The organism is Chryseobacterium sp. BGA-UO-ETr-SB22, from assembly GCF_059567885.1.
Genome location: NZ_JCAQOV010000001.1, coordinates 214815 through 239657, shown reverse-complemented (window position 1 = coordinate 239657; position 24843 = coordinate 214815). Strand labels below are relative to the sequence as shown.

The 24843-nt window shown below is 35.9% G+C and carries 20 protein-coding genes and 2 tRNA genes; 12 read left to right on the top strand and 10 right to left on the bottom strand.

Annotation, left to right across the window (positions count from 1 at the left end):
- Positions 1–56 precede the first annotated feature (56 nt).
- From AC57AW_RS01070 to AC57AW_RS01060, 3 genes are all read right to left on the bottom strand, one after another.
- The gene (locus tag AC57AW_RS01070) at positions 57–2588 is read right to left on the bottom strand and encodes a DUF5686 family protein (protein WP_496350517.1); all 2532 of its coding nucleotides are present in this window, start codon (positions 2586–2588) and stop codon (positions 57–59) included.
- Positions 2589–2865: 277 nt separating this feature from the next.
- Positions 2866–2939, bottom strand: a tRNA-Asn gene (locus AC57AW_RS01065).
- 136 nt (positions 2940–3075) lie between these two features.
- Positions 3076–3795, bottom strand: a complete 720-nt coding sequence (locus tag AC57AW_RS01060) for an AAA family ATPase (RefSeq protein WP_496350516.1) — start codon at positions 3793–3795, stop codon at positions 3076–3078.
- Positions 3796–4080: 285 nt separating this feature from the next.
- Here AC57AW_RS01060 and AC57AW_RS01055 point away from each other — a divergent pair, with 285 nt between their 5' ends.
- Both AC57AW_RS01055 and AC57AW_RS01050 read left to right on the top strand, forming a co-directional pair.
- The gene (locus tag AC57AW_RS01055) at positions 4081–4785 is read left to right on the top strand and encodes a class I SAM-dependent methyltransferase (protein ID WP_496350515.1); all 705 of its coding nucleotides are present in this window, start codon (positions 4081–4083) and stop codon (positions 4783–4785) included.
- Positions 4775–6013: a beta propeller repeat protein gene (locus tag AC57AW_RS01050; RefSeq protein ID WP_496350514.1), complete on the top strand. Its 1239-nt coding sequence runs from the start codon at positions 4775–4777 to the stop codon at positions 6011–6013. The genes AC57AW_RS01055 and AC57AW_RS01050 overlap by 11 nt, the downstream gene beginning before the upstream one ends.
- Positions 6014–6081: 68 nt before the next feature.
- On the opposite strand, the gene AC57AW_RS01045 is transcribed toward AC57AW_RS01050, so the two are convergent.
- The 4 genes from AC57AW_RS01045 to AC57AW_RS01030 all read right to left on the bottom strand — a co-directional run bounded on the left by AC57AW_RS01045 (position 6082) and on the right by AC57AW_RS01030 (position 11691).
- Positions 6082–9261 carry a S41 family peptidase gene (locus AC57AW_RS01045; protein ID WP_496350513.1) on the bottom strand — a complete coding sequence of 1060 codons (3180 nt, stop codon included), beginning with the start codon at positions 9259–9261 and terminating at the stop codon, positions 6082–6084.
- 237 nt (positions 9262–9498) lie between these two features.
- Positions 9499–9572, bottom strand: a tRNA-Asn gene (locus tag AC57AW_RS01040).
- 81 nt (positions 9573–9653) lie between these two features.
- Entirely contained in the window at positions 9654–11144 is a 1491-nt protein-coding gene (rseP, locus tag AC57AW_RS01035) for an RIP metalloprotease RseP (protein ID WP_496350512.1), read from the bottom strand.
- Positions 11145–11250: 106 nt separating this feature from the next.
- On the bottom strand, positions 11251–11691 hold the full coding sequence (locus AC57AW_RS01030; RefSeq protein WP_318848505.1) for a DUF6646 family protein: 441 nt from the start codon (positions 11689–11691) through the stop codon (positions 11251–11253).
- Between the two features lie 234 nt (positions 11692–11925).
- Here AC57AW_RS01030 and AC57AW_RS01025 point away from each other — a divergent pair, with 234 nt between their 5' ends.
- On the top strand, positions 11926–12678 hold the full coding sequence (locus AC57AW_RS01025; protein WP_496350511.1) for a nitrilase family protein: 753 nt from the start codon (positions 11926–11928) through the stop codon (positions 12676–12678).
- 50 nt (positions 12679–12728) lie between these two features.
- Here the strand turns inward: AC57AW_RS01025 and AC57AW_RS01020 are convergent, their stop codons facing one another.
- The 3 genes from AC57AW_RS01020 to AC57AW_RS01010 are packed head-to-tail and all read right to left on the bottom strand — an operon-like array spanning position 12729 to position 14833.
- Complete coding sequence (locus AC57AW_RS01020) at positions 12729–13028, bottom strand: thioredoxin family protein (protein WP_318848503.1); 300 nt, start codon at positions 13026–13028, stop codon at positions 12729–12731.
- Between the two features lie 13 nt (positions 13029–13041).
- On the bottom strand, positions 13042–13419 hold the full coding sequence (locus AC57AW_RS01015) for a rhodanese-like domain-containing protein (protein ID WP_496350510.1): 378 nt from the start codon (positions 13417–13419) through the stop codon (positions 13042–13044).
- A gap of 4 nt (positions 13420–13423) precedes the next feature.
- Positions 13424–14833: an MBL fold metallo-hydrolase gene (locus tag AC57AW_RS01010; RefSeq protein ID WP_496350509.1), complete on the bottom strand. Its 1410-nt coding sequence runs from the start codon at positions 14831–14833 to the stop codon at positions 13424–13426.
- 344 nt (positions 14834–15177) lie between these two features.
- On the opposite strand from AC57AW_RS01010, the gene AC57AW_RS01005 reads away from it, so the two are divergent.
- The 9 genes from AC57AW_RS01005 (at position 15178) to miaB (ending at position 24836) form a co-directional block, all read left to right on the top strand.
- Positions 15178–16704: a helicase HerA-like domain-containing protein gene (locus AC57AW_RS01005; protein WP_496350508.1), complete on the top strand. Its 1527-nt coding sequence runs from the start codon at positions 15178–15180 to the stop codon at positions 16702–16704.
- 162 nt (positions 16705–16866) lie between these two features.
- Positions 16867–18090, top strand: coding sequence for a 3'-5' exonuclease (locus tag AC57AW_RS01000; protein WP_496350507.1), 1224 nt, complete (start codon positions 16867–16869; stop codon positions 18088–18090).
- Between the two features lie 262 nt (positions 18091–18352).
- On the top strand, positions 18353–19555 hold the full coding sequence (gene lysA / locus AC57AW_RS00995) for a diaminopimelate decarboxylase (protein WP_496350506.1): 1203 nt from the start codon (positions 18353–18355) through the stop codon (positions 19553–19555).
- 277 nt (positions 19556–19832) lie between these two features.
- Positions 19833–21566 (top strand): thiamine pyrophosphate-dependent enzyme, encoded by a 1734-nt coding sequence (locus tag AC57AW_RS00990; RefSeq protein ID WP_496350505.1) that lies wholly within the window; start codon positions 19833–19835, stop codon positions 21564–21566.
- Between the two features lie 132 nt (positions 21567–21698).
- A complete protein-coding gene (locus AC57AW_RS00985; protein WP_496350504.1) occupies positions 21699–22181 on the top strand; it encodes a hypothetical protein in 483 nt (160 codons plus the stop codon).
- Between the two features lie 10 nt (positions 22182–22191).
- On the top strand, positions 22192–22611 hold the full coding sequence (locus AC57AW_RS00980) for an energy transducer TonB (protein ID WP_496350503.1): 420 nt from the start codon (positions 22192–22194) through the stop codon (positions 22609–22611).
- Positions 22604–22936 carry a hypothetical protein gene (locus tag AC57AW_RS00975; RefSeq protein ID WP_496350502.1) on the top strand — a complete coding sequence of 111 codons (333 nt, stop codon included), beginning with the start codon at positions 22604–22606 and terminating at the stop codon, positions 22934–22936. Before AC57AW_RS00980 ends, AC57AW_RS00975 begins: the two co-directional genes overlap by 8 nt.
- Before the next feature lie 15 nt (positions 22937–22951).
- Positions 22952–23299 carry a hypothetical protein gene (locus tag AC57AW_RS00970; protein WP_496350501.1) on the top strand — a complete coding sequence of 116 codons (348 nt, stop codon included), beginning with the start codon at positions 22952–22954 and terminating at the stop codon, positions 23297–23299.
- Between the two features lie 100 nt (positions 23300–23399).
- Complete coding sequence (gene miaB / locus AC57AW_RS00965) at positions 23400–24836, top strand: tRNA (N6-isopentenyl adenosine(37)-C2)-methylthiotransferase MiaB (RefSeq protein WP_496350500.1); 1437 nt, start codon at positions 23400–23402, stop codon at positions 24834–24836.
- Positions 24837–24843: the final 7 nt, after the last annotated feature.

The following is a 24843-nucleotide window of genomic DNA, read 5'->3' as shown; positions in this document are numbered from 1 at the left end:
AATAAAAGTTCGGCGGCTTCAAAGAAGCCGCCGAACCTATTTTATATTGTTTCTGTTTAAAATCCTACCTGGAATCCTGCTTTGACACCGAATTTTGAAATATCCGGTCTGTCAAGATAATTTCCTCTCCAGTTGAAATCTACCCTGAAAATTCTGAGGTTTCCGATTCCTATATTTTCAATCCCGAATCCGTATTCATAATAAATATGTTCACTTGGTGCAGAATATTTAAAACCTTCCACGTTGATTGCCTTTGAAGCATCACTTAGCGTTCCATAGGCTCCTCTGATAAATGCAACCTCTCGGAATTTTAGTTTTTTAATCAAAGGAATATAAGAAAGGATCTTACCGTTAAAATGATGCTCCAGCTGAAGTGTTGTATAAGCATCAGTCACGAACTCATAATAGTTAAGCTGAGAGAAGGTATTCGGTACCAAACCATAGGAAAGGTTGGCCGGAATGATATTCTGTAGTGCCAGAGGAACTGTACTGAAGTTTTTTCCTGCCTCAAAATTCACTACCAGTTTTCCCATACTTCCAATTAAAAATGGCTTATAAACCATGAACTGAAGCTTGTCATAGTTGAAATCTGCATTAAAAAGGCCTTCAATACCTCTTGTATATCTTAAAACAATGGTTGGAGCCAGGTTTCTGGCTTGGTAACGGTCAATTCCGGTTTGAGAAAATTTAGCTCCAGGTTTTGCAATTAAACTGATGGTAACATGAGAATCATTAACGGTCTGTCTTAGCTGTCCGTCCTTATAATACATAAGGTTGAATTTCTCAGGAATGGCAGATTTAATGCTTTGCATCACTCCATCTACTCTTATCTGAAAGTTTTTCCATGGTTCAATAGCAGCAAAAAAACTTGTTTTGTTTACAGAACTTAAAGAAATGTTTTCTCCTCTTGCAAAAAAGGTACTGGAAGATGAAGATTTTGGAACAACACCATCACCAGAAGTAAGCTGCCCTCCAAGCTGAACGATATCTCTGCTGGTTCCTGCTCCAATCATAAAGCGGTTAAGCTTGTTGAACATATATCTTGCCTCCACCCCATATTTAAACTGTTGATCTTTGAAACCATAAGCTGTATAAAACTGAGCTCTCCAGGTGTCATTCAATCCGAAATAGGTTCTTGCTCCTAATCTTATTCGGTCTCCTTCCACTTCATTTCTTCCGTAAATAGAGAAGATAGGACCAATATCTATTCCTTTAAAGGCGTTGTAATACCGTGAACCAAGGGTTTCAAACAGTTTTACCATTCGGTTGAATTTTGGGGTCTGCTGAAGCTGATCAAGCATGCTATAAACACCCTGTTCTGCCTTGGATAAAGTGTCAGGTCTCGCTTTGGTCCAGTATGCATCATCTTTATTCGTAAACTGGTCTTCATATTCCTCTTCCGTGCGTTTGAATACTTTTGGATCAAGAGGTTTATTGAATTCATACTCAGAATAATCTACCGATCTTTTGGCTATGATGCTTTTGGATCCTTTCTTTTTTGAAAAAGGACTCATTTCAAATTCAGTAATCAGCTTTTTAGGAAGAAAAGTGGTTTCATCAGGATTGTCATATTCCACTTGCGTATAAACACTGTTGACGAAATTTACATTGATCTTTTGAGTTGACTTTAATGTCGCTCCTAAAACGGCATAGGTATCTGTATCTATATAAAGATTTCCCTGGAAGGCAAGGATGTCTTTTCTCTTAGGCTGATATCTTATCTGAAAAGCTTTCTCACCACGAATAGTAATGGTGTCCATAAGATTGTAATCATAGGTACTGAATCCGTCTGTTCCCACAGGACTTTGGAATCCTATATCGAAATAATTCAGGGTATTGTCGTAAATATTGATATCACGATACAGGTTTTTAGCTGAAACCGTAATTACCTGATTGTCCTGGAAACCTGAGGTCTTTTGGGCAATTAATGTTCTTTTGCTGTCCTTGTCTGGTCTGTTTTTACCAAAATTTTCATAAACGGCTTCATTCAAAAAGATGGGAAGTCCCAGCCTTCCACTCGCTGTAGAGTCAGCATAATCGAAAATGAAATCCAATTTATTGAAAATCTTTTTCTTCATGAAAGCGCTGTCCAGATTGTTAAGATCAAATTGGGTTTTTTCGTATTCTTTGTAGGAATAGGTGTCAAATTTTTCTAACCCATTATTTCTTTTTTGCGCCCATACTTTTTGCATGATAGCATAAGCAGGGTTTTCTTTTTTGTTCTTGTATTTGGTTTTTCCGCTTTGAAGGACAATCTCCTGGATGTCACTTACTTTAGCCTGGGATAGCTGTACGAAAATATTTTCAGCATTTTCAGGGGTAATATCAAGCGTTTCTGCGGTGTAATTTTTTCTGGAAAACTTTAAGTGATGAATGATGCTGTCTGACTGAACGGTGAAGCTACCTGAAGTTGTCGTCAGGGAAGGGGTTTTGCTATTGTTGATAAAAATATCAACCTTAGTGAGTTCTTTGTTGTTTTTTTCGTCAACTACCTTGCCGCTGGCCCGGTTTTGAGCACATACGGAACTGGATAGAATCAGGAAAAAAAATAAAAGATAGTGTTTTTGGGAGTTATTGTTTAACATCATTCGTTTCTTCAGGCAATTAGCATAAACAAAAAGTGTGCAGTTTATTAAAAAAAATGGGTAAAAAATAAAATATTTTTATTCTACTTTATTAAACGGCAAATGTAACGAAAATTATATATGCGTTTGTTAAAATTAATAGAGAAATTTCAACACTTATAAGGATAATAATCAGGGAATTAATAACAATTGGAACGTATTGATAATTATGAATTATCAGGATGTTCATTTGCTGTGATTTATCAATAAAAAAAGACCTACATTTCTGTAAGTCTTTTTGCTCCTCCTGCTGGGCTCGAACCAGCGACCCTCTGATTAACAGTCAGATGCTCTAACCAACTGAGCTAAGGAGGAATTTCCTTTGTTTTAAGTGGTGCAAATATAATAGGAATATCTGTACCAAGCAAGTTTTATCCTGTGTTCTGGGTGATTTTTAACTAAATGCATTGAAATTCAATAAGAAATATTTTCTGAAAATTTCTATTTAAATCTAGAGGTCTTCAAATAAGTGTTGAAAATACCGCTCTGGAGCTTCCAAAAAATTCTTTGTTAGCTGGTAGTGCTCTGTTTCTTTATAATGAATTTTTTGAATTTTATCATCAAGTAAATAAATTTCAGCAGTTGGATAGCTCATTAATATCGGTGAGTGGCTTGAAATTATAAACTGAGCCCTTCCTGTTTTTTCTAATTTATGAATAATAGATAGTAAAGAAAGTTGTCTCTGTGGTGATAAAGCGGCTTCCGGTTCATCAAGAATATAAATACCATGTTGGAAATGGTTATGGAATAATGATAAAAAAGCTTCACCGTGAGACTGTTGGTGTAAAGATTTTCCTCCATATGCTTCCAGAACTCTTTGATCTTCTTCAGCCACTTCATCAATATAAGTAGCAAAGTTGAAAAAACTTTCAGCCCTCATGAAAAAACCTTGAGAAGTCTTATGGTGCCAGGAAAGGGTAAGATACTCTGACAGCATGGATTCTGTTTTATGAAAGTCGTAATTGTGATTGCGGTTTCCGCCGGCCACATTGAAATTACATTTGTCTGCAATTGCTTCAAGCAGAGTAGATTTTCCAATTCCATTTTCACCAACGAAAAAAGTAACATTGCTTTTTAGCCTTATATCTAAACCATTACGTATAAAAGGCAGGCTGAAAGGAAAGTCTTGCGGATGATTATCTTTTAAATAAATCTTAGATAGGTAAGGCATTTTGCTTTATAGAATTATTAATCCTATCAAGCAAAATATGTGCAAAAAATAAGAGCAGTATTTTTAATTCTTATTTTTTTAAATCTTTCAGTATTTCCTGAACAGCTCGTTCCAGCTGAGAGGGTATTGCATTGCTAATGATCTGGAAAATTTTCATATGTGAAGTGGTATTGTTTTAAACGTATTTTAAATACATGTTTACGTGTATTATTTATAGTTGATGTTACAATTTGTACAATGTAATGCGCTTTTTTTTATTGTTATATTTGTGAAAACTAATTAATCATGATAAGCTCGTTTAAAGATCAGTTTTATAAATTCGTAGGCGATGAATATAAGCTTTACTATATTTCCCCTTTTATTAATGAGATTTCAGAATTTTTGGAAAAACATGGGAAGGGGTATAAAACTGTTTTAGATTTTGGATGTGGTTATGGGGAATTATCGCAGGTTTTTTACAAATCCGGATATGAAGTCACAGGGATGGATATGGATAATGAGAGAATTACTGATGCGAAGATAAAACATCCGGAAATCAATTTTATTAATTTTTGTTACGAAGGTTCTCTTCCTTTTCCAGAAGATTCATTTGATGTTATTTTTTCAAGTAGTGTATTACAATATGTTGATCACGAACCCTTTTTTACTGAATGTAAAAGAATTTTAAAAGAGGGAGGCTGTGTTATTTTTATTGAAAATCTTAAAAATAATCCAATCACAAAGTTTGGGCGTGCTTATTTAAAGCTGAAGAAATTTGAATATCAATCATACCCTTGGAATCATTTAAGTTTAAAGTCTGTTAATCATATAGGTGATTTTTTTTTCATAGACACCTTTAAAACCTATCATATTTTTGGTCCGTTATTATACATATCTGGATTTAAATTTTTAAAGACTATAATAAACAAGGTGGATAAAATTTTAATGAGAATACCTATTGCGAAACAAATCTCGTGGTTGGCTTTAATTATCGGTAAAAATGATAACTAAAAAATATTCAAAAGTAAACTTGAGAAATTTTTTTCCATTCGTTTATGAAGTGATCAAATCGAATAAAACAGAAGAACTTTTTTCATTTTTTATCTGGGAAATCTCATGGATTTTTTTTAAAAATAAAATGAAACAATTGACATTCAATAATGAGAAAGCCGATCTGGAAATAAAAGGTGGTGTAGATTTCTTGGATGCTATTTATAATGAAAATTTTTATGAAAGTTCGATTGATTTTAAATTGGTATATTTTGATAAGAATAATGAGGTGTGGGGATCAAAGTCTAATAGCCCTTCAAAATTATTTTTTAAAAATAAGCATAACGAGCTTGTTGAATGTTTTGATTTTAAAAAGATTATTGAGGGAATTTTTATTGACAGTAAGGAAAATATTTTTGTGTGTTGTGGGGGAGTAGTGCTTAAGTCTGATGATCGAGGAATGAAATTCAGAGAAGTCTTATGCTTTTCTTCAGTAGAAAGCAGATTCTTATTTGAAACAATTACTGAAATAGGTAATAATCAAATACTGATAGGAGAGTATGCAAATACTAAAAGGAATAATAAATGGGTTTTTGCTGGTCATATCTATTGGTCTGATGACCATGGAGAGAAATGGGAAAATATTGATTTTTTAAAAAATTATATTAATAAACATATTCATGTACTTAAATGGGTAGAACGTCTAAAATGTGTAGTACTTACAGAAGGTGATAATAAAAAAGGGATTTGGATTTTAAGGCCTTCTAATGAATTATTGGAAGATAGAAGTGAAAAATTTGGATGGTATAGATTGAATAGATTTCATATTCAAAAAGGGGGATATACTAGTTTGGTTGAAACGAAAGAAAAGATTATACTCGGAACTGATTATTACTTAGGGACAAATTTTATTGTATCTACTGATGATTTTCGCAAAATTAATGCAAGGGTTATCCCTGATCCTTATAGAAAATCTGCAGTATTCAGAATGCTGTATTTAAAAAATGATATAATTTGGGCAAGTTTATATTGTCATATTGTTCCAAATAAAAGCCTGTTGATGTATTCAAAAGATTTTGGAAAAAGCTGGTATAAATTTATTGAATATGATGGTTCTCTAATTAAAATAAGTATAATAAGTAATTCAGTAGAAAATTATTTTTATGTATTATTGGAAGATCAGAATCTAAATAAATCAAGAACATATATAATATCTTGTTGTGATTCCAGAAGAAAGGCCAATGCCTGAACGGGAAAATCAGAATAATATGCTCATGTTAAAAAAAATAAGACTTGCAGTCCTGCAAGTCTTATTTTTTATTTCTTCAAATCTTTCAGTATTTCCTGAACAGCTCTTTCCAGCTGAGGGTCATTGTTCTGAAGTCGGTCCATAAAGGTGTTTTTAACATAAATGTCAGGTTTTACACCGGTTTTTTCGAGATTTTGCCCGTCCAAAGTATAAGTTCCCCAAGAAGGCAATCTGTAAGAAGAACCATCTACTAACCCCTTAGCGGAGGTGAAAATGATCCATCGATAGGTATCCTGTCCAATAATTTTACCCAATTTCAGAGCTTTAAAACCAGCGGCAGTCATTTCAGCATCACTTAGTGATCCTTCGTTAATCAGCAGAACAATAGGTTTCCCGGAAGGGGCAAAGTTCGGTTGCGTTGTCATTTTTCCTTCACGATATTTCCATTGTAAATAAGGCTTCTGAGAAAGGAAATTTAATACCTTGTCATGAACATTTCCGCCTGTATTATAACGCAGGTCAAGAATAACAGCATCTTTTCTGTTTTCCTGTTCTACCATGTCCAGAAGAAAACGGTCAAGCTCATCTGTAGACATGTTTTTCATGCATGAATAAGCAATACGGTTGTTGCTAAGCTTATCAACATGCTGATGATTGTTGTAGATCCAATCGTCGTAAAGCAGCCCTTTTAACTCAACGTTTGAAATCGGATGTATTTTGGTTGTTATATTTTTACCATCACGGCTGAAGCTAAGAACAAGTTCATCCTGTTTTTTAGGACTTGTGAAATACGTTTCACTATTTTCGTTAGGCTCAATTTTTTTTCCGTTGACAGAAATCAACTGATCTCCGGGTTTAATGTCAACCCCAGAACGGAAAGCCGGAGATTTTCTTACAATACTTTCTACCGTGTAAGGCTGGTCTTTTTTGAAGATAATTCCTGTTTCGTTGGTGAAATAGTTAAGGAACATTGTTTCCTCTTTTCCGGTTGAAGAAAATCCGGTATGCGAAGAATTGAGTTCCCCTAGAAGATCATTCAGTAAAATTCGCAGATCATTTCTGTTATGCACATACGGAAGGTATTTAGCATATTGCTCCCTTTTTTCTTTCCAATTAATGCCATGGAATTTTTCATCGTAAAAGTTTTCCTCTACACCTGTCCATGCTTCCGCATACATCTGGGTGAATTCGGAGGCTAAATCTTTATCAAAACTATACTGAATGCTTATTTTTTCAGGTTTTAGAGCAGCTACAGTTGTTTTGTAAATATTACCTTCTATCAGAGCAAATAGATTCTTTTCATTTTTATTGATATAATAGGCTGCTTTATCGAAAACTTTTTCAGATTTGGCAGGCTCGAAATCAGTAAATACTTTTTTGAACAGCTGTCTTTTCCCGTTATCCTGATTAGAATTAAAGAGCAGTATTTCCTTCTTGTCATCTGTAAAAACTGCGGGATCGTCCTGATATCCATATCTGTCAGTCACCAGTTCAATTCTGTCTAAAGTATCCTCAGGATTTACTTTAAGTTCCTTAATAACAGGTTCTTTTTCTTCCTTTTTCTCTTTATCCTTCTCCTTGTCTCCTTCTTTTTTGCCTTTTTTGTCCTTGCCGTCTGTCGTTTTTGTTTCCTTTTTCTCTTCGGTGAAAAGATTATCGAATTTTTCAGATTTAAAAGGTTCATCAAACCAGTCCAGTGCCATGCGGTAAATATTAGATTTCTGCATTCCTAGAGGATAAGAAGGGCTGGTTCTGTCACTGGCAAAATAAATGTATTTGCCGTTTGGCGACCATACAGGATCTTCTTCTGAAACACCGGTATTGGTGAGGTTCAGGGTCTGCCCTTTTTTGATATTATAGATTAAAATATCAAGCTCAAAGTTTCTTTTTGCGGAGAACAGGACATATTCGTTGTTTGGTGAAAAAGAGGGTCTTGAGTTTTGGAATGCCCAGATCTCGTCTTTTACGATCGTTGTAGACTTGAAACTTTTTAAATCCAACAATCTTACTTCATCCCGGCCACTTAAGTAGACTGCTTTTGAAAGATCGCTGTCAAGTGTTATATTGCGGTTATTGCGTAAATCTTCTGTTAATTGTTTTGGCTGGCCTTTTCCGTCTGCAGGAATAGTAAACCAGTTTTGGTATCCATTGTAGGTCTGGCTATAAAGCAAAGTACGGTTGTCTTTAAGCCATTTTACTTCCATAGTACGTTCTTTACCATCAGAAACCTGTTGGGCGAATTTTCCTTCAATATCTGATACGAATAAAACACCACGGCTTATAAAGGCCATTTTTTTACCATCTGGAGACACATCATAATAGGAAATATTATTTTCTACATTGAAGTTTTGTTCCTTTTCCAGTGTTTTGTTGGTGTTCAGGCTTACATTCAAAGGCTTTGAGTCTTTGGATACTGTATCATAAATATAAAGCTGATAATCTTTTTCAAAAATTACTTTGGAACCATCTGCCGAAACTGAAGGCTTTTTAATAGAAGTATCAAATTGGGTTAAAGAAGTTTTCTTACCGTTTTCGAGTTTATAAAGATTATATTCCCCGTTATTTTCATCAGAAATAAAGTAAATAATTCCGTTTTTATCTACGCTTGGGTTAAAATCCTTCCCCTCATAATTGGTGTATTGTTTGAAAGAATTGGTTGTGGGATTGTATCCTAAAATATCAGGATTGTTTTCTCCTTTATAGCGCTTACGCTGTACCTGATGGGCGCTTTCGGAAGAGCTTGTGAAAAGATATTCTCCAGCAGGTGTTTCTGCAAGACCATTGGTGTTATTAAAGTAATTGTTGAATAGCTTTTGTGGAGTTTTTCCTTCAATCGTTGTTTTAAAACTGCCGAAATTATTATTTCTGTTAGAGGTAAAATAGATGGTTTTGCTATCCCATGACCAGCTTTCCATTTCGTCTCTTCCGGTATGGAAGGTTAACTGCTTGATAATTCCTCCTTCAGCAGGCATCACATACACATCATAATTTCCATATTGGTTAGAACTGAATGCAAGCCATTTCCCATCCGGAGAAAGGCGGGGATTGATTTCTTCTCCATCCAGTGCTGTAATCCTTGATGCATTTCCACCATTGGAATTTACTTTCCAGATATCACCGTCATAAGCGAAATAAGCCGTTTTCCCATCAGGGCTCAATGAGGGACTTGATAAAAAATAAGACTTTTCCTGCGCTGAAATCCCTATAATAGAAAATGCTGTTAATAACGAAATAATAGTTTTCTTCATGGTATAATTGGGTATTTATGCAATACTATAATATTGATTTATTAAGTGTCCATTTGCTGAGGGTTTTCTCAATCTGGATTACTCTAAAAGAATAGTCGGATTATTGAGGCAATCGTTACACGTAAATACTGAGGGGAATGATAATTTTGAGAACAAAATATCTCTTTTTAATGATTGTAAGGTCATTGTTGAGATTAAAGCACAAAAAAAAGACTTACATTTCTGTAAGTCTTTTTGCTCCTCCTGCTGGGCTCGAACCAGCGACCCTCTGATTAACAGTCAGATGCTCTAACCAACTGAGCTAAGGAGGAATGTCCTTTGTTTTAAGTGGTGCAAATATAGGACGAATATTTATACCCTACAAATATTTTTAAGAGAAATTTTAAAAAAAATTATAGTTTCCCTGTAATTACCTTGAAGATGTCGCTTCCAAAGATTAGTAACATCAAGCCTAACAGGAAGATAACCCCAATCATCTGTGCGTTTTCCAAAACTTTTTGAGGAACCGGTTTGCCTACAATCATTTCATATAATGTAAATAAAACGTGTCCGCCATCAAGTCCCGGAATAGGAATAAGATTAAGGAATGCCAGCCATATAGAGAACATTGCAGTAAAGCTCCAGAAAGCAACCCAGTTGATCTTAAAGCTTCCGTCAGCATCTTTATCAATAGGCATATTCTTTACAATCGCAATAGGACCGCCTACATTTTTATACCCCTGAACTTTAGAGTTGAACATGATCTTGAACTGTTTAACCTGAGTAGTCAGTGCTTCAATCGTTCTTGTAAATCCTCTTGGAATAGCCTCTCCAAAAGAATATTTTTTATTCGTTACAATAGATTTTGCAATACTTTTTGTATCAATTGCAATACCCAGTTTTCCGTTTTTATCAACAGAAACTGCTGGTAATGTCTGTAAAGCACCGTTTCTTTCAACATCTACAGAAACTGTTTTTCCTTTGTTTTCACTTAAAAGAGTGCTTACTTCATCAAAGAATGCCGCTTTTTGACCGTTGATTCCTACAATTTTATCACCTTTTACCAAGCCAGAAGCCTGAGAAGAAGGAGTAGCTAATGAATCAATAACCATAGAAACTCTTGGAGTAATGTATAGTTTTGCTTCTCTCTGTTTAAGAACATCTGCCACACCGTCAGCATTTACCGGGAAAGTAACTTCCTGTCCGTTTCTGTTTACAGTAACATTGTCTCCTAAAAGAATATTGATTGATGTATTTTCAAGTCTTTCTGCAGGTTTCCCGTCTACGCTGATAATTTTGTCACCATTCTGGAAGCCCATTTTCTTTCCGGCTGAAGTAGCCTCAATACCATTGTCAAATTTTGTGATATCAGTATACATTTCTCCGTTGAAGAAAGATAGACAGCTGTAAATTAACCATGCAAGGAAAAAGTTAACAGTAACCCCTCCCAGCATAATGATAAGTCTCTGCCAAGCCGGTTTCGATCTGAATTCCCATGATTCTGCCGGTTTTTTCATTTGGGCAGTATCCATACTTTCATCCACCATTCCGGCAATTTTCACATATCCTCCGAAAGGAAGCCATCCAATTCCGTATTTGGTTTGTTCAGGGTGTTTTCTCCAGTCATTATCCGGAAGTTTTGATATATCGATAGGAACTTCTTCCTTCTTCCCGTTGACCTCTATTACTTCAGAATCCGGCAGGTTCTTTGATAAAAACTTATACTGCCATTTTCCGTTGATTTTCTTCATGGAGAATATGGAGAAGTAAGGATCAAAAAACAAGAAAAACTTCTCTGCTCTGGTCTTGAACCATATTGCCGGTAAAAAATGCCCAAGCTCATGAAGAAGCACAAGTATAGAGATGCTCAGAATGAACTGAAAAAGTTTGATTGCTATTTCCATTAATAAATTTTAGATTTTAATTTGCAAAGGTAACAATTATCAAAACTATGCCAAATAAAAAAGCTCCCCGAAACGAGAAGCTTTGTCATATTTAAAGACGATTTGATTATAAATTGAAAGAAACTCCCAGACTGCCATTATTACCTACTTCTGCAAATACCCCTATTTTCTCTGTGAAGAAATAACGGGCTCCAATGTGAGCGCCAATTCCGAAGTCTTTTCCAAGTACTCCAAGGTCTACACCGGGGTAGATGTCCCATTTTGAAGGTAGGTTCAGTGCTTCCTGTAAATGAAAGTTCAGTCTTCCGAAGACAAAAACACGATTATCTTTATCGTTGTTTTTATAATTGTCAAAATAGCCATTGATTCCGGCTCCTACTGAAATAAGCTTGTTGAGCCCATAGTCGTAAGTTCCCGTTACTCCGGTCCCATATCCCCAGGCACTCAGCCCCAGTTGTACTTTCTGATCTCCCTTTCCTGTCCAGGCCTGAGCATTAGCCATAGCCCCAAAAAAGAAGATCGTCACCATAAAAAACAATTTCTTCATAAATTTTAAATTTTAAGGATAGTAATAAAAAAATATCTCTATCAAAAATGAAACCGAAAGAGAGTCTGTATTATAAAAATGAAAGACTTTAATAAATTATTATGAAATATCGTTTGGGATTGGAGGTGAAGACTCTGTTTTTCTGCAGTTGAATTCTCCTGAGTGTTTCTTTTTGTAATAATAAAAGGCGTATTTTTATACTTCAGATTTGAAATAATTTAAAAAGAATAAAAGATGAAAGTTGTAGGGCTTAATTTAGATATCATCTGGAAAAATAAAGCTGAAAATTTTAAACTCATAGAAAATGAGCTTCAGAATCTAGAAGCAGATCTGTTTCTACTTCCTGAAATGTTTTCAACAGGCTTCTGTATGGACGCTTCTGAAGTTTCTGATAGAAATAATGAATCACTGGAGTTTTTGAAAAAAATCTCAAAAGATAAAAATGCTGCCTTTTGCGGAAGTGCTCCTGTAGAACAAAACGGAAGTTTTTACAACAGAATGTATTTTGTAAAGCCGGATGGTGAATTTTCTTTTTATGATAAACGGCATTTGTTCTCCTTTTCGGGAGAAGATAAAGTCTATACACCTGGAAAAGATAGGGTGATTGTTGAGTATAAAGGAATACGATTTCTGCTTCAGGTCTGCTATGATCTCCGTTTTCCTGTTTTTGCAAGAAATAATGATGATTATGATGCTATTTTATATGTGGCCAACTGGCCTGAGAAAAGGGTAGGAGCATGGGAACATTTGTTAAAAGCCCGGGCTATTGAAAATTTATCTTTTGTATTTGGCTTAAACAGGATTGGTACCGATGGGAATAATCTTTTTTATCAGGAAAGTTCTCATTGCTTCTTTGCAGATGGAAAAGAAATTTCTGAAAAACAAGAAAATCTTGTATCAGCAGAACTCAATATGGATGAATTGAAAGATTTTAGAAATCACTTCCAGTTTTTGAATGACCGGGACAGTTTCTCTATTCAATTATAAATAAAAATAAAGGCTGAAATTCATTTGAATTTCAGCCTTTATTTTTTTATCTAAACATATTGCTGCAGAAGGTTCGTTAGTGTATTCACATCATGCACACCACTTTCTTTCCAAAGCATTTCTCCTTTTTTGAAAATCGCCAGTGTAGGAACTCCACGCACTCCATATTGAGCGGCTAATGCGGGATATTGATCTACATCTACCTTGATGATTCTGGCTTCTTCGCCAATATTTTCTTTTACGGTATTCAATACTGAAGACTGTACTTTACAGGGCTGGCACCATGTTGCGAAAAAGTCGATCAGTACAGGTCTTTCGGAATCAATGATTTCCTGAAATTTTTGTGACATAGTTTGGTTTTTATTAGTTTGTCTTTTTGGTTGTTTTGTCCTGAATAGCCTTTACATTCTTCCAACTTGTACCATCATAGGCTTCCACTCCATTTTTCTTCAGAATTTCCATCGCCTGATCTGCCTGAACTCCTTTATTGCAGAAAACAACAACTTTTTTACCCTTCAGGGTTTCTATATTATTCTGAATCTCTGCCAACGGAATATTAATGGCATTTTTTGCCGTTTCCGCCGCATACTGTTCCGGAATTCTGACATCTACCAACGTTACATCAGAGCTGTTGACTACTTCTTTGATGTTAGCTTGGGGTATGGCAGATGTATGGTTTGTTTTACAGGCACTTAGCGTAAAAGTTATTGCTAAAACAAGTCCGAAAAATTGAATCTTCATGACCTTATGATGTTTTGGATTGGCATACAAAATCCGTAGTTGGAAATTTTTCCGTCTTTTTGATGCCGTTAAAGCCTCCTTCTATTTCAGTGAAATTTCTGATTCCGTGTGAGTTAAGAATGCTTGCTGCGATCATGCTTCTGTATCCGCCTGCACAGTGAAGGAAGAAATGTTCAGAATCATCCATTGTGCGTGCCCAGTCACTGATGGCGTCTAATGGCTTATTGTAAGCATTGTCAATGTGCTCGGCAGAATATTCAGTCAGTTTTCTTACGTCAATTACTTTTGCATCTTCTGTAAACTGTTCAGCAAACTCAGCTGGGGTAATTCTTTTGATCTCATCGGTTTCCTTACCTGCATTTTTCCAGCCTTCAAAACTTCCTTCCAGATAACCCATTACATTATCAAAACCTACTCTGCTTAGTCTTGTAATGACTTCCTCCTCAGTTCCTTCATCTGTTATCAGTAATAAAGGATGCTTTACATCCACGATAAGGTTTCCTACCCATGGGGCAAAATCACCTTTCAATCCTATATTGATAGAGTTGGGAACAAATCCTTTATGGAAATCCGCAGCTCCTCTTGTATCTAAAATTAATGCTCCGGTTTCTTCAGCCAGTGCTTCAAAATCTTCCGGTGCTACAGGTTGCAGCCCTTTGTCCATTACGACATCCAGACTTTCATATCCACCTTTGTTTAATGCGACATTCATTCCGAAATATTTCGGCGGTGCCATTAAACCATCAAGAACCTCTCTGATGAAAGAGGCTTTATCGGGTTGATTAAGCGCGTAGTTCGTTTTCTTTTGGTTTCCTAAAATGTCTACCGTTTCCTTCTGCATATTTTTTCCACAAGCAGAACCTGCACCGTGAGCAGGATAAACAGTGATGCTGTCATCCAAAGGCATGATCTTGTTCTGAAGGCTGTCATACAGAATTCCTGCAAGGTCTTCCTGTGTAAGATTAGTTGCTTTCTGTGCAAGATCTGGTCTTCCGACATCTCCTAAAAATAAGGTGTCACCCGTGAAAATTGCTGTTTCAACACCATTTTCATCTATTAAAAGGTAAGTACTGCTTTCCATCGTATGTCCCGGAGTGTGCATTACCTTTATTTTTACTTTTCCGATCTCAAAAATCTGATTGTCTTCAGCAATAATTGCTTCAAATTCAGGAGCAGCAGTAGGTCCGTATACAATCGGAGCACCTGTTTTCTTGCTTAAATCCAAATGTCCTGATACAAAATCAGCATGGAAGTGAGTTTCAAAAATATATTTTAAAGTGACATTGTCTTTTTCCAGACGATCCAGGTAAGGTTTTACTTCTCTTAAAGGATCTATAATGACTGCTTCATTCTCTGATACAATATAATAGGCACCCTGAGCCAGACAGCCCGTATATATTTGTTCAATTTTCATTGGGGTCTTTTTTTAATGAGTTAAAGATACAAAGTATTAGATAAATTCTAAATGAAATGTTAAATCCCATTGATAGTTTCTTTCAATACTTTGTTAAACGGATGTTTAATCTATTGTGTTTTTCAGCAAAAAGAATGCCTTACATACTATGAATCTACAAATGCTGTTTTTTATCATGTCCTCTGTAGAAATCATATATTAGTAGGGGATTTAATACACATGGTTTGAAATTTGTTTATGAAGATGAAAATTTATTTTCCAAAGAAATAAAGATAAGTTCATCAGAAAATATCTTTATTTATCCTCCAAAAATTTTATATTTATAAGTTAAAAAAAGCGATCAGATGGCAGACAAAACACAATTTATTGAAGAACTGAATACGAGATATACTCCAAAAGGAGAACATATTATATTAGGAAAAGGAATGTTGGATGGAGAAGTCGTTACAGAAGTAAATGTAACAATTCCCCTGAAAACGATTAACCGTCATGGTCTTATTGCCGGAGCCACGGGTACCGGTAAAACAAAGACATTGCAGGTGTTTGCAGAACAGCTTTCCCACGCAGGAATTCCATCTTTGGTTCTTGATATTAAAGGAGATTTTTCCGGGATTGCAGAAGCAGGCCAGATGAGTCCTGTCATTGAAGAAAGATATGCCAAAACACAGCTTCCTTATAATCCACAGAGCTTTCCGGTAGAGCTGATGAGTATTTCCGGTGGAGAAGGTGTGAAGTTAAGAGCTACTGTTACAGAATTCGGGCCCGTTTTACTAAGTAAAATCCTTGAACTTAACGATACTCAGCAAAGTATCATGTCTATTGTTTTCAAATACTGTGATGATAAAGGACTTCCATTGATTGATCTTAATGATTTGAAGAAAGTACTGCAGTATGTAACGGATAATGCACAAGGAAAAGCTGAGCTTGCCGCGAATTACGGATCCATTGCGCCAGCATCTCTTGGGACAATTTTAAGATCTATTGTTGCTCTAGAACAGCAGGGAGCTGCGGATTTCTTTGGCGAATTAAGTTTTGATGTTCAGGATTTATTGGAGACAAGAGACGGAAAAGGAGTGGTCAATATCTTAAGAGTAGCAGATATTCAGAATAAGCCGCAGCTTTTTTCCACGTTTATGCTATCGCTTTTTGCAGAAATTTATATGACGTTTCCGGAAGAAGGAGACAGCGGTAAACCAAAACTGGTATTATTTATAGATGAAGCTCACCTGATTTTTGATGAAGCATCCAAAGCGCTTCTTTCACAGATTGAAACAATGGTAAAACTGATTCGTTCCAAAGGAGTAGGAATCTATTTTATTACCCAGATTCCAGGTGATGTTCCTGAAAATGTACTTTCTCAATTAGGATTAAAGATTCAGCATGCATTGAGAGGCTTTACGGCAAAAGATAAAAAAGAAATTACTAAAGCTGTTGAAAATTATCCTACCACAGAATATTACAATGCTTCCAGCCTGATTCAGAATTTAGGAATTGGAGAAGCTTTTGTCACAGCTTTGGATGAAAAAGGAATACCTACACCATTGGTACATACCTATCTGATCTCTCCGGAATCAAGAATGGATGTTCTGAGTGAAGCGGAAATCTCTGAGCTAACCGGTAAGTCAGCACTTGTTGCCAAATATGAAGAGGCAGTTGACAGAGAGTCTGCTTACGAAATGCTAACCAACAGAATGGAGCAGGCAGCACAAAATCCAACTCCTGCACAAAAGACAAGACCGGTAAAAGAAGAACCGGGAATGTTTGAACAGGTATTACAGAGTAAAGCCGGCCGTACTTTTACCAATACATTAATGAGAGAAGGAGCAAAAGCGATTCTTGGGATGTTTGGTCTGGGAGGCAGAAGAAGATAATTTTGAGGTATAATAAGGGATGATCTGCTGGGTTTTGACATATTTTTTGTTATTTTAGCAGGCTATCTTTACTTAACAGTGAGAAATGAAACCTGATTTTATTGGGGAATAAAACAGAGGTTTTAAATATGAATTATAAAACAGCAGTTAACACACATTAAAATGTATTCAATTATAGACATAGAAAGTAATGGTGCAGGTTATAGAAATGAATGCATTATAGATATTGCCATCTACAGATATGATGGTCAGAAAATTACGGACCAGTTTATATCCCTTGTCAACCCTGAAGGAGATATTACCCCTTTTGTACAGAAATTGACCAGTATTACCCCAAAAATGGTTAAAACGGCTCCGAAATTTCACGAAATTGCTAAAAGAGTCATTGAAATTACCCAAAATACAACGTTGGTGGGTCATAATATAGATTTTGATTACAGAATGCTTCGCCAGTCATTTAAAAGGTTGGGTTATGACTTCAAAACCAATACCTTAGATACCATTCCTTTAGCTAAGAAACTGATTCCTGATGAGGTAAGTTATTCATTGGGAAAACTCGTGAAATCATTGGGAATTCCTTTGACTAATCATCATAGAGCTGAAGGTGATGCAAGAGCTACATTGGAGCTTTTTAAACTCCTGGTTTCTAAAGATATAGAAAATGAAATTATTCAGAAACAGCATGAAGAATCTAACGCAAAAACCTATATCAATAAGATCAAAGAGCTTACTCAGGATCTTCCTAATGATAAAGGCTTTGTCTATTTTCAGGATGAAGCAGGGCGTATTATTTTCTCTGACTATGTACAGGATATCAACAAATTTTCAAAAAAAGTTTTCAATTCCAAATCAAAGAAATGGGAGAAGGTTCAAAATGGGGTTGGACAGATTAATTTTGAACTTACAGGAACAGATATTATTGCAAAGCTGATTCTGAATTCAAAAAATATTAAAAAGAAGGAAGTGCTGCCTTTCGGGCTTTATTTCAGGAATAATAAATATGTTGTTGAAAAAAATACACTCAATAAGACAGAAAAACCCGGCTTGAAATTCAGATCATTTACCCAGGGGACAAAAGCGGTTCAGTTTATTGGTTCTCAGGAAGAGTTTAATGATTATGACGTGCTGAAACAGAAAATAGAGTTCAGAAAAAGAAATGAACTGTGGCTGGGACCGGGAAGAAAATTGGGTGAAAAATTATTTTTAATCATCGAAAACGGAAAAGTGATTTCATTTGGTTTTTATGAGCTGTTTACGCAGATTCAGACCTTAAGTAAGCTGGCTAAATTGAAAATTGATCTTCCGTTATCTTCTACAGATTTAAATAATGAATTGCAGCTGGCACTGCTTCGGGGTGACTTTGAGACGCTGCCATTGCCGAAATGATAGAGAATTTTAACCTTTGCCCGTTTTTATTGGGAAGGAGGTGCTTTTCAAATCAATTTTCGTAAAATAAAAAATAAATAGTATTTTTGCAAAAAATAAATAGTAGCAATGCAAAATTTTAAACAAATAAAAACTGGAAAAAAGGGAACTGTAAAGTTCTCTAAGGTTTGGAATATTTAAAAGAGTTGTCTTGCATAAAAAATAATCAATTTGGCAGACTCTTTTTCGAAGGATCTGTCTTTTTTTATGTTAAAATGAAATTATGAATTCAAAAGAATTACTAAAGATTGCCAATGAGTTTGGCACACCGGTGTACGTTTATGATGCAGAGTCCATCAAAGTTCAATACGAAAAACTTACATCTTCTTTTTTAAAACATACAAAGTTCTTCTATGCAGCGAAGGCGTTGACAAACATCAATATCCTTAAGTATGTCAAGAACCTGGGTGCTTCTTTGGATTGTGTATCTATTAATGAAGTTAAACTTGGATTAAAGGCCGGATTTCCGAAAGAGAAAATACTCTTTACTCCAAATTGTGTTGACTTGGCTGAAATAGAGGAAGCAATGACTTTTGGTGTTCATATTAACATTGATAACATTTCTATTCTTGAGCAATTCGGGAACAAATACGGAAATACATATCCTATTTTAGTAAGAATCAACCCACATATTTTTGCCGGAGGGAATTATAAAATTTCAACGGGGCATATCGACAGTAAATTCGGTATTTCTATTCACCAGGTTCGTCACATCGAAAGAGTAATGAAGAGTACAAATCTGAATGTGGAAGGGCTTCATATGCATACAGGAAGTGAGATCAAAGACCCGGATGTATTCCTGCAGGCTTTGGATATCATGTTGGAGCTTTCTGAGCATTTTCCGAACCTGAAATATCTGGATATGGGAAGTGGATTCAAAATCCCTTACCAGGACAGTGAAGAAGAAACTGATGTTAAGACATTAGGGAAAAAAGTAGAAAAAGTAATTTCTGAGTTTTCAAAAAATACTGGGAAGAAGTTCGAATTATGGTTTGAACCAGGGAAATTCTTAGTGGGGAAAAGCGGATATTTATTGGTTAAAGCTAATGTAATCAAGCAGACAACGGCTACCGTTTTTGTGGGAGTAAATTCAGGATTCAACCACCTTATTCGTCCTATGTTCTATGATTCTTACCACATGATTGAAAACTTATCCAATCCAAAAGGTGCAGAAAGAATTTATACCGTAGTAGGAAATATCTGTGAGACCGATACTTTTGCTTGGGATAGAAAACTGAACGAAGTAAGAGAAGGAGATGTCCTTGCTTTCCATAATGCAGGAGCTTATGGTTTTGAAATGAGTTCAAACTTCAACTCAAGATTGAAACCTGCAGAGGTATTATTCCTGGATGGAAAAGCTCACCTGATCCGTAAAAGAGATGAGTTTGAAGATCTATTGAGAAATCAGATCGAAATAGTGATGTAAACTCGAGAGATAATATATGAACAGCCACCTTTTTGGGTGGCTGTTTTTGTTTTGTTTTAAAATTAATATGTTGGCTTTTGTTGATGTACTAAGCCTCATGGTTTTCAAAATCTATGAGGTTTAAGTAGTAAAAAGATCAAAATTAAATTACAAAGTTTTAACATTGAAACTGGGTGGAGGTTCCAACTTTATTAGCTAAATTTGATAGATATAGGGTTGTTAATATTCATTTCAGATCCTATTGTTCACCAAGAAATAATACCAAAACATAGTAATTATGGCAAAAAATATTGCAGAGCAGATTGTTGAAATGCTCGAAAATGCCAATGTGAAAAGAATTTATGCAGTAACCGGAGACAGTCTCAACCATCTGAATATTGCAGTCAAAAAAAGCAGCATCCAGTGGATTCATGTAAGGCACGAAGAAGTAGGAGCTTATGCTGCTGCTGCAGAGGCGGAACTGGATGGCCTGGCGGTATGTGCAGGAAGTTGCGGCCCGGGACACGTTCATCTCATCAATGGAGTATATGAAGCACACAGATCCCATGTTCCGATGTTGGTGATTGCTTCCACAATTCCCAGTGACGAAATGGGAATGGATTACTTTCAGGAGACCAATACAATAAAACTGTTTGATGACTGCAGTCATTATAATCAAATGATTACACGCCCGGAACAGGTGCAGAGAACCATTCAGACTGCCATTCAACATGCAATTTCGAAAAAAGGAGTTGCTGTGATAGGTCTTCCCGGAGATGTTTCCGAACTGGATGCAGAGGAAGGATCTACTTCTACCCAAATCTTTAAAACCAATCCTGTTATAAGACCTTCAGATGATGAATTAAAGCAATTGGCAGCATTAGTGAATAACAGCAAGAAAGTAACTTTATACTGCGGAGTTGGCGCAGGGGAGGCAAGTGCAGAAGTTATAGAACTGTCTAAATTCTTAAAAGCACCCGTAGGATATTCATTCCGGGGCAAAATGGCGATTCAGCCTAATAATCCTAATGAAGTGGGGCTTACAGGATTACTGGGGTTTCCTTCGGCGTATCATGCAATGCACGAAGCAGACCTGGTTCTTCTGTTAGGAACCGATTTTCCATACCAGAAATTTATGCCGGTAAAAAATAAAATTGTACAGATAGATGAAAGTCCGGAAAGATTGGGAAGAAGAGCAAAACTGGAATTAGGTCTTGCAGGGGATATCAAAGAAACAATAAAAGCACTACTGCCTTTATTGGAAGAAAAAACGGATGTTCACTTTCTGAATGAGCAGCTGGCGTTTTATGATAAAGTAAAAGAAAATCAGTTGGAATATGTAAAAGATTTTGGAAAAGAGAATGCTATCCAGCCGGAATATGTTGCTCATACTTTAGATAGGCTTGCTAAAAAAGATGCTATTTTTACTGTTGACACCGGAATGTGCTGTGTATGGGGAGCCCGGTTTATTACAGGAACAGGTGAAAGAAAGATGCTTGGTTCTTTTAATCATGGCTCAATGGCCAATGCTATGCCGATGGCGATTGGAGCTGCTTTAGCCCATCCAGAAAAGGAGGTTATTGCAATGTGTGGCGACGGTGGGTTATCTATGCTGCTTGGAGATATGGCAACTATTTTTCAGTATAAATTACCAGTAAAGCTCATCGTTTTCAACAACAGAACCCTTGGAATGGTAAAACTGGAAATGGAAGTTGGTGGAATGCCGGATAATGAAACTGATATGATTAATCCCGACTTTGCTATGGTAGCTCATGCAATGGGATATCCAGGTAAGAATGTACATCTTCCCGAAGAGGTGGAAAGTGCGATCAAAGAATGTTTAGATCATAATGGCCCTTATCTTCTGAACATCTTTACCAATCCCAATGCACTTGCTCTTCCTCCTAAAATTGAATTTGATCAGATCATGGGAATGACCAAATCCATGGCTCAGCTGATGCTTGGTGGTAAAATGGATGAGGTTTTTGAAACGGTGAAGAGTAATTATAAGCATATCAAAGGAATGTTATAGGATCAAAAGAAATAATTGGAAAACTATCTGAGATTCAGAATCTATAGGTAAAACTTCATGCTTTGTGTGAAGTTTTTCTTTATTATAAATGAGCTAAATATTTATCTTTGTTTATTATTAGGAAACAAAATCATGAAAACTCTATTTTTATTTTTGGCTTTATGTGCAGCGAATTTTTCATTTGCACAGGATCAGGAAGAGCGGGATGATTCTTTCATAAGAGATAGTAATAAAAATATTTTAAAAATAGATATTAAAGAGCCTTTTATGCAGGTTGCCGTGAAATGTAATGATTTTAAACCAGCAGCATATGAAGGTGGAGTAGCAGCTTACAAAGATATTCTGAACAAATATATGTATGCTTATCTGAATTCAGATTTCTATGCGCTGACAGGAGACTTTACATTTACCTTAGTGCTTGATGTTAAAGGAAAAGTTGTGGATGTGAAAGGAATGCCTAAAGTTCAGAACAGCCAGGTTTTTTTTGATGATATGCAGTATGTCGTGAGAAGAATAAAGAAAAACTGGATGCCAGCATCTTGCAACGGACAGCCTGTAGCTTCACAGATTAAAGTTAAAATGAACTTCTCTTCAATATCAACAGATATAGACTAATACCCAATAAATGAAAAAATACCTTATGGTTTTACCTTTTTTACTTTTAAGTTTTAAAGGTTTTTCACAAGAAACAACAGCTCAAATTCAACTACAGCCTGGAGACGATTTCAAAAAAGCAGAATTCCCGGGAGGTGAAGATGCCTTTAGAAAAGAATTTCTGAATATGGTGTATGCCTATATTGATGTGGCTTTATATGCGATCAAAGGAGAAGTGACCTTCATTTTTAATATTGACCCGAAAGGTAAAATTGATAAAGTGGATATTCTTCCTAAGTTCAAAAACAGTGAAACTTTTATCGATGATATGAAGTATGCTGCTAAAAAAGTAAAAGGAAAATGGAAGCCAGCTACCAAAAATGGAGTTCCGGTTGATTCTAAGTTGATAATGAAAATCAGGTTTGATAATAATACCTATGATCATGATTAGAAAAATTCTACAGGTACTGGGTCTGATTTTGTTTTTTGCTGTAGGAAAAGCCCAGACATTTGATCTTCTTCAGGGAGATGTGAATCCTTATAAAGGAGGTGCTGTACAGTTTTATAAAGATTTGAATAAGGTTCTGATTGAAAATCATTCAGGACGTTGTAATAATAGAATGTCCGAAATGTTTCTGGCTGAACTTGAAATAGAAAAGGGACAGGCTAAAATTATTAATCAAACTCTTTCTGATAATTGCCCTACCACAGTATTTGTAAAGGCTCTCGATGAAATAAATAAACTAAAAAAATGGAAAAAAGGTGCGGATGTATAGAAATATGTTTCCATCATGTTCTATCCGATCGATTATTTTGACAACTTTAAAGAAAATTATACCACGCAGGGTTTGCAAAAATATGCTGAATTTCCTGGAGGAATGGGAGGATTCAGAAATCGTCTGATCACTAATCTGAAAAGCCAGAACATCAAAAATGCTGATGGTGTAACAGTTGAAATACGATTTAAAGTTAATCAGGAAGGTGTTTTACATGATGTTAGAATACAACCTGATGATTTACAGGAGGATATTAAATATAAGATGATGAAAGCTATAGGACAGATTACTGAAAAGTGGCAGCCAGAATCTTTCCGCGGCCTTCCGGTAGCATCCAGTTTCGCGATGCGTGTAACTTTATGATTTTGTTAAAATAATAGCGCTGACATTCTGTCACAATATTTTGTATCTTTGCAAACTTATTTGTTCGTAATTTAAAATTGCGAACCTTAAATTGATTATCGTGCAGGAAAAATATATAGACGAAACGAAACAGGGTGAAGCTTTTGCCGTTGCTGAAAAACCGGAAAATTCTAAAAAATTGTTTTTAGAAAGCTACGGTTGTCAGATGAATTTTTCTGATTCTGAGATTGTTGCATCCATTCTTAATGAACAAGGATACAATACAACAATGAAGGTGGAAGAAGCAGACCTTATTCTTCTAAATACTTGCTCCATTCGCGAAAAAGCAGAGCAGACTGTAAGAATGCGTCTTGCCCAGTTCAAAAATCTAAAAAAAGAAAGACCGAATATGACGGTTGGTGTTCTGGGATGTATGGCAGAAAGGCTGAAAACCAAATTCTTAGAAGAAGAACAACTGGTTGATCTTGTTGTAGGTCCTGATGCCTATAGAGACTTGCCCAATCTTTTAAAAGAAACTGACGATGGGAGAGATGCCATTAACGTGATCCTTTCCAAAGAAGAAACATATGCAGATATCAATCCCGTTCGTCTAGGCGGAAACGGAGTTACAGCTTTTGTTACAATCACCAGAGGTTGTGATAATATGTGTACATTCTGCGTAGTCCCTTTTACCAGAGGACGAGAAAGAAGCCGTGATCCACATTCTATTATAGAAGAATGTAAAGACCTTGCCAATAACGGATATAAAGAAATTACTCTTTTGGGACAGAACGTAGACTCTTACCTGTGGTACGGAGGTGGTCCTAAAAAAGATTTCGCCAAAGCTTCTGAAATGCAGAAAGCAACAGCTGTTACCTTTGCCCAGCTTCTTGACTTGGTGGCTAAAGCAGTCCCTGAATTGAGAATCAGATTTTCCACTTCAAATCCTCAGGATATGAATCTGGATGTTTTCAGAATGATGGCAAAACATGATAACATTTGTAACTATGTACATCTTCCTGTACAAAGCGGAAGCAATAATATGCTTGAAGCAATGAACAGACAACATACCCGTGAACAATATCTCGATCTGATTAAAAAAGCAAAGGAAATTGTTCCTGAAGTATCTTTTTCTCAGGATATGATCGTTGGATTCTGTAATGAAACAGAAGAAGATCACCAGGATACCTTAAGCCTGATGCGAGAGGTTGAATATGACTATGGTTATATGTTTGCCTATTCAGAAAGACCAGGAACTCCGGCTCACAAGAAAATGGAAGACAATATTCCTGCCGATGTGAAGCAGAGACGTCTTGCTGAGGTTATTAAACTTCAGGGCGAGCTTTCAAACCAAAGAATGAAGTCTTATGTAGGAAGAATACACCAGATTCTGATTGAAGGAATTTCCAGGAAGAACAAAAACCAATGGAAAGGAAGAAACTCTCAGAACGCAGTATGTGTCTTCGATCAACTTGAAGGACAGAAAATAGGTGACATTGTGAACGTTTTTGCTTATGACAATACACAAGGCACACTTTTAGGGAGAACAGTGGAATAACAGTAAG

What these genes read in the sequence shown, in the direction of transcription:
- AC57AW_RS01005 (WP_496350508.1), top strand. Translation starts at nt 15,178, where the DNA reads ATGGCAGACAAAACACAATTTATTGAAGAACTGAATACGAGATATACT.
- AC57AW_RS01045 (WP_496350513.1), bottom strand. Translation starts at nt 9,261, where the DNA reads ATGAAGAAAACTATTATTTCGTTATTAACAGCATTTTCTATTATAGGG.
- AC57AW_RS00985 (WP_496350504.1), top strand. Translation starts at nt 21,699, where the DNA reads ATGAAAACTCTATTTTTATTTTTGGCTTTATGTGCAGCGAATTTTTCA.
- rseP (WP_496350512.1), bottom strand. Translation starts at nt 11,144, where the DNA reads ATGGAAATAGCAATCAAACTTTTTCAGTTCATTCTGAGCATCTCTATA.
- AC57AW_RS01015 (WP_496350510.1), bottom strand. Translation starts at nt 13,419, where the DNA reads ATGAAGATTCAATTTTTCGGACTTGTTTTAGCAATAACTTTTACGCTA.
- AC57AW_RS00990 (WP_496350505.1), top strand. Translation starts at nt 19,833, where the DNA reads ATGGCAAAAAATATTGCAGAGCAGATTGTTGAAATGCTCGAAAATGCC.
- AC57AW_RS00970 (WP_496350501.1), top strand. Translation starts at nt 22,952, where the DNA reads ATGTTCTATCCGATCGATTATTTTGACAACTTTAAAGAAAATTATACC.
- AC57AW_RS01060 (WP_496350516.1), bottom strand. Translation starts at nt 3,795, where the DNA reads ATGCCTTACCTATCTAAGATTTATTTAAAAGATAATCATCCGCAAGAC.
- AC57AW_RS01055 (WP_496350515.1), top strand. Translation starts at nt 4,081, where the DNA reads ATGATAAGCTCGTTTAAAGATCAGTTTTATAAATTCGTAGGCGATGAA.
- AC57AW_RS01050 (WP_496350514.1), top strand. Translation starts at nt 4,775, where the DNA reads ATGATAACTAAAAAATATTCAAAAGTAAACTTGAGAAATTTTTTTCCA.
- AC57AW_RS01070 (WP_496350517.1), bottom strand. Translation starts at nt 2,588, where the DNA reads ATGATGTTAAACAATAACTCCCAAAAACACTATCTTTTATTTTTTTTC.
- AC57AW_RS01020 (WP_318848503.1), bottom strand. Translation starts at nt 13,028, where the DNA reads ATGTCACAAAAATTTCAGGAAATCATTGATTCCGAAAGACCTGTACTG.
- AC57AW_RS01010 (WP_496350509.1), bottom strand. Translation starts at nt 14,833, where the DNA reads ATGAAAATTGAACAAATATATACGGGCTGTCTGGCTCAGGGTGCCTAT.
- AC57AW_RS00975 (WP_496350502.1), top strand. Translation starts at nt 22,604, where the DNA reads ATGATTAGAAAAATTCTACAGGTACTGGGTCTGATTTTGTTTTTTGCT.
- AC57AW_RS01000 (WP_496350507.1), top strand. Translation starts at nt 16,867, where the DNA reads ATGTATTCAATTATAGACATAGAAAGTAATGGTGCAGGTTATAGAAAT.
- AC57AW_RS01025 (WP_496350511.1), top strand. Translation starts at nt 11,926, where the DNA reads ATGAAAGTTGTAGGGCTTAATTTAGATATCATCTGGAAAAATAAAGCT.
- lysA (WP_496350506.1), top strand. Translation starts at nt 18,353, where the DNA reads ATGAATTCAAAAGAATTACTAAAGATTGCCAATGAGTTTGGCACACCG.
- AC57AW_RS00980 (WP_496350503.1), top strand. Translation starts at nt 22,192, where the DNA reads ATGAAAAAATACCTTATGGTTTTACCTTTTTTACTTTTAAGTTTTAAA.
- AC57AW_RS01030 (WP_318848505.1), bottom strand. Translation starts at nt 11,691, where the DNA reads ATGAAGAAATTGTTTTTTATGGTGACGATCTTCTTTTTTGGGGCTATG.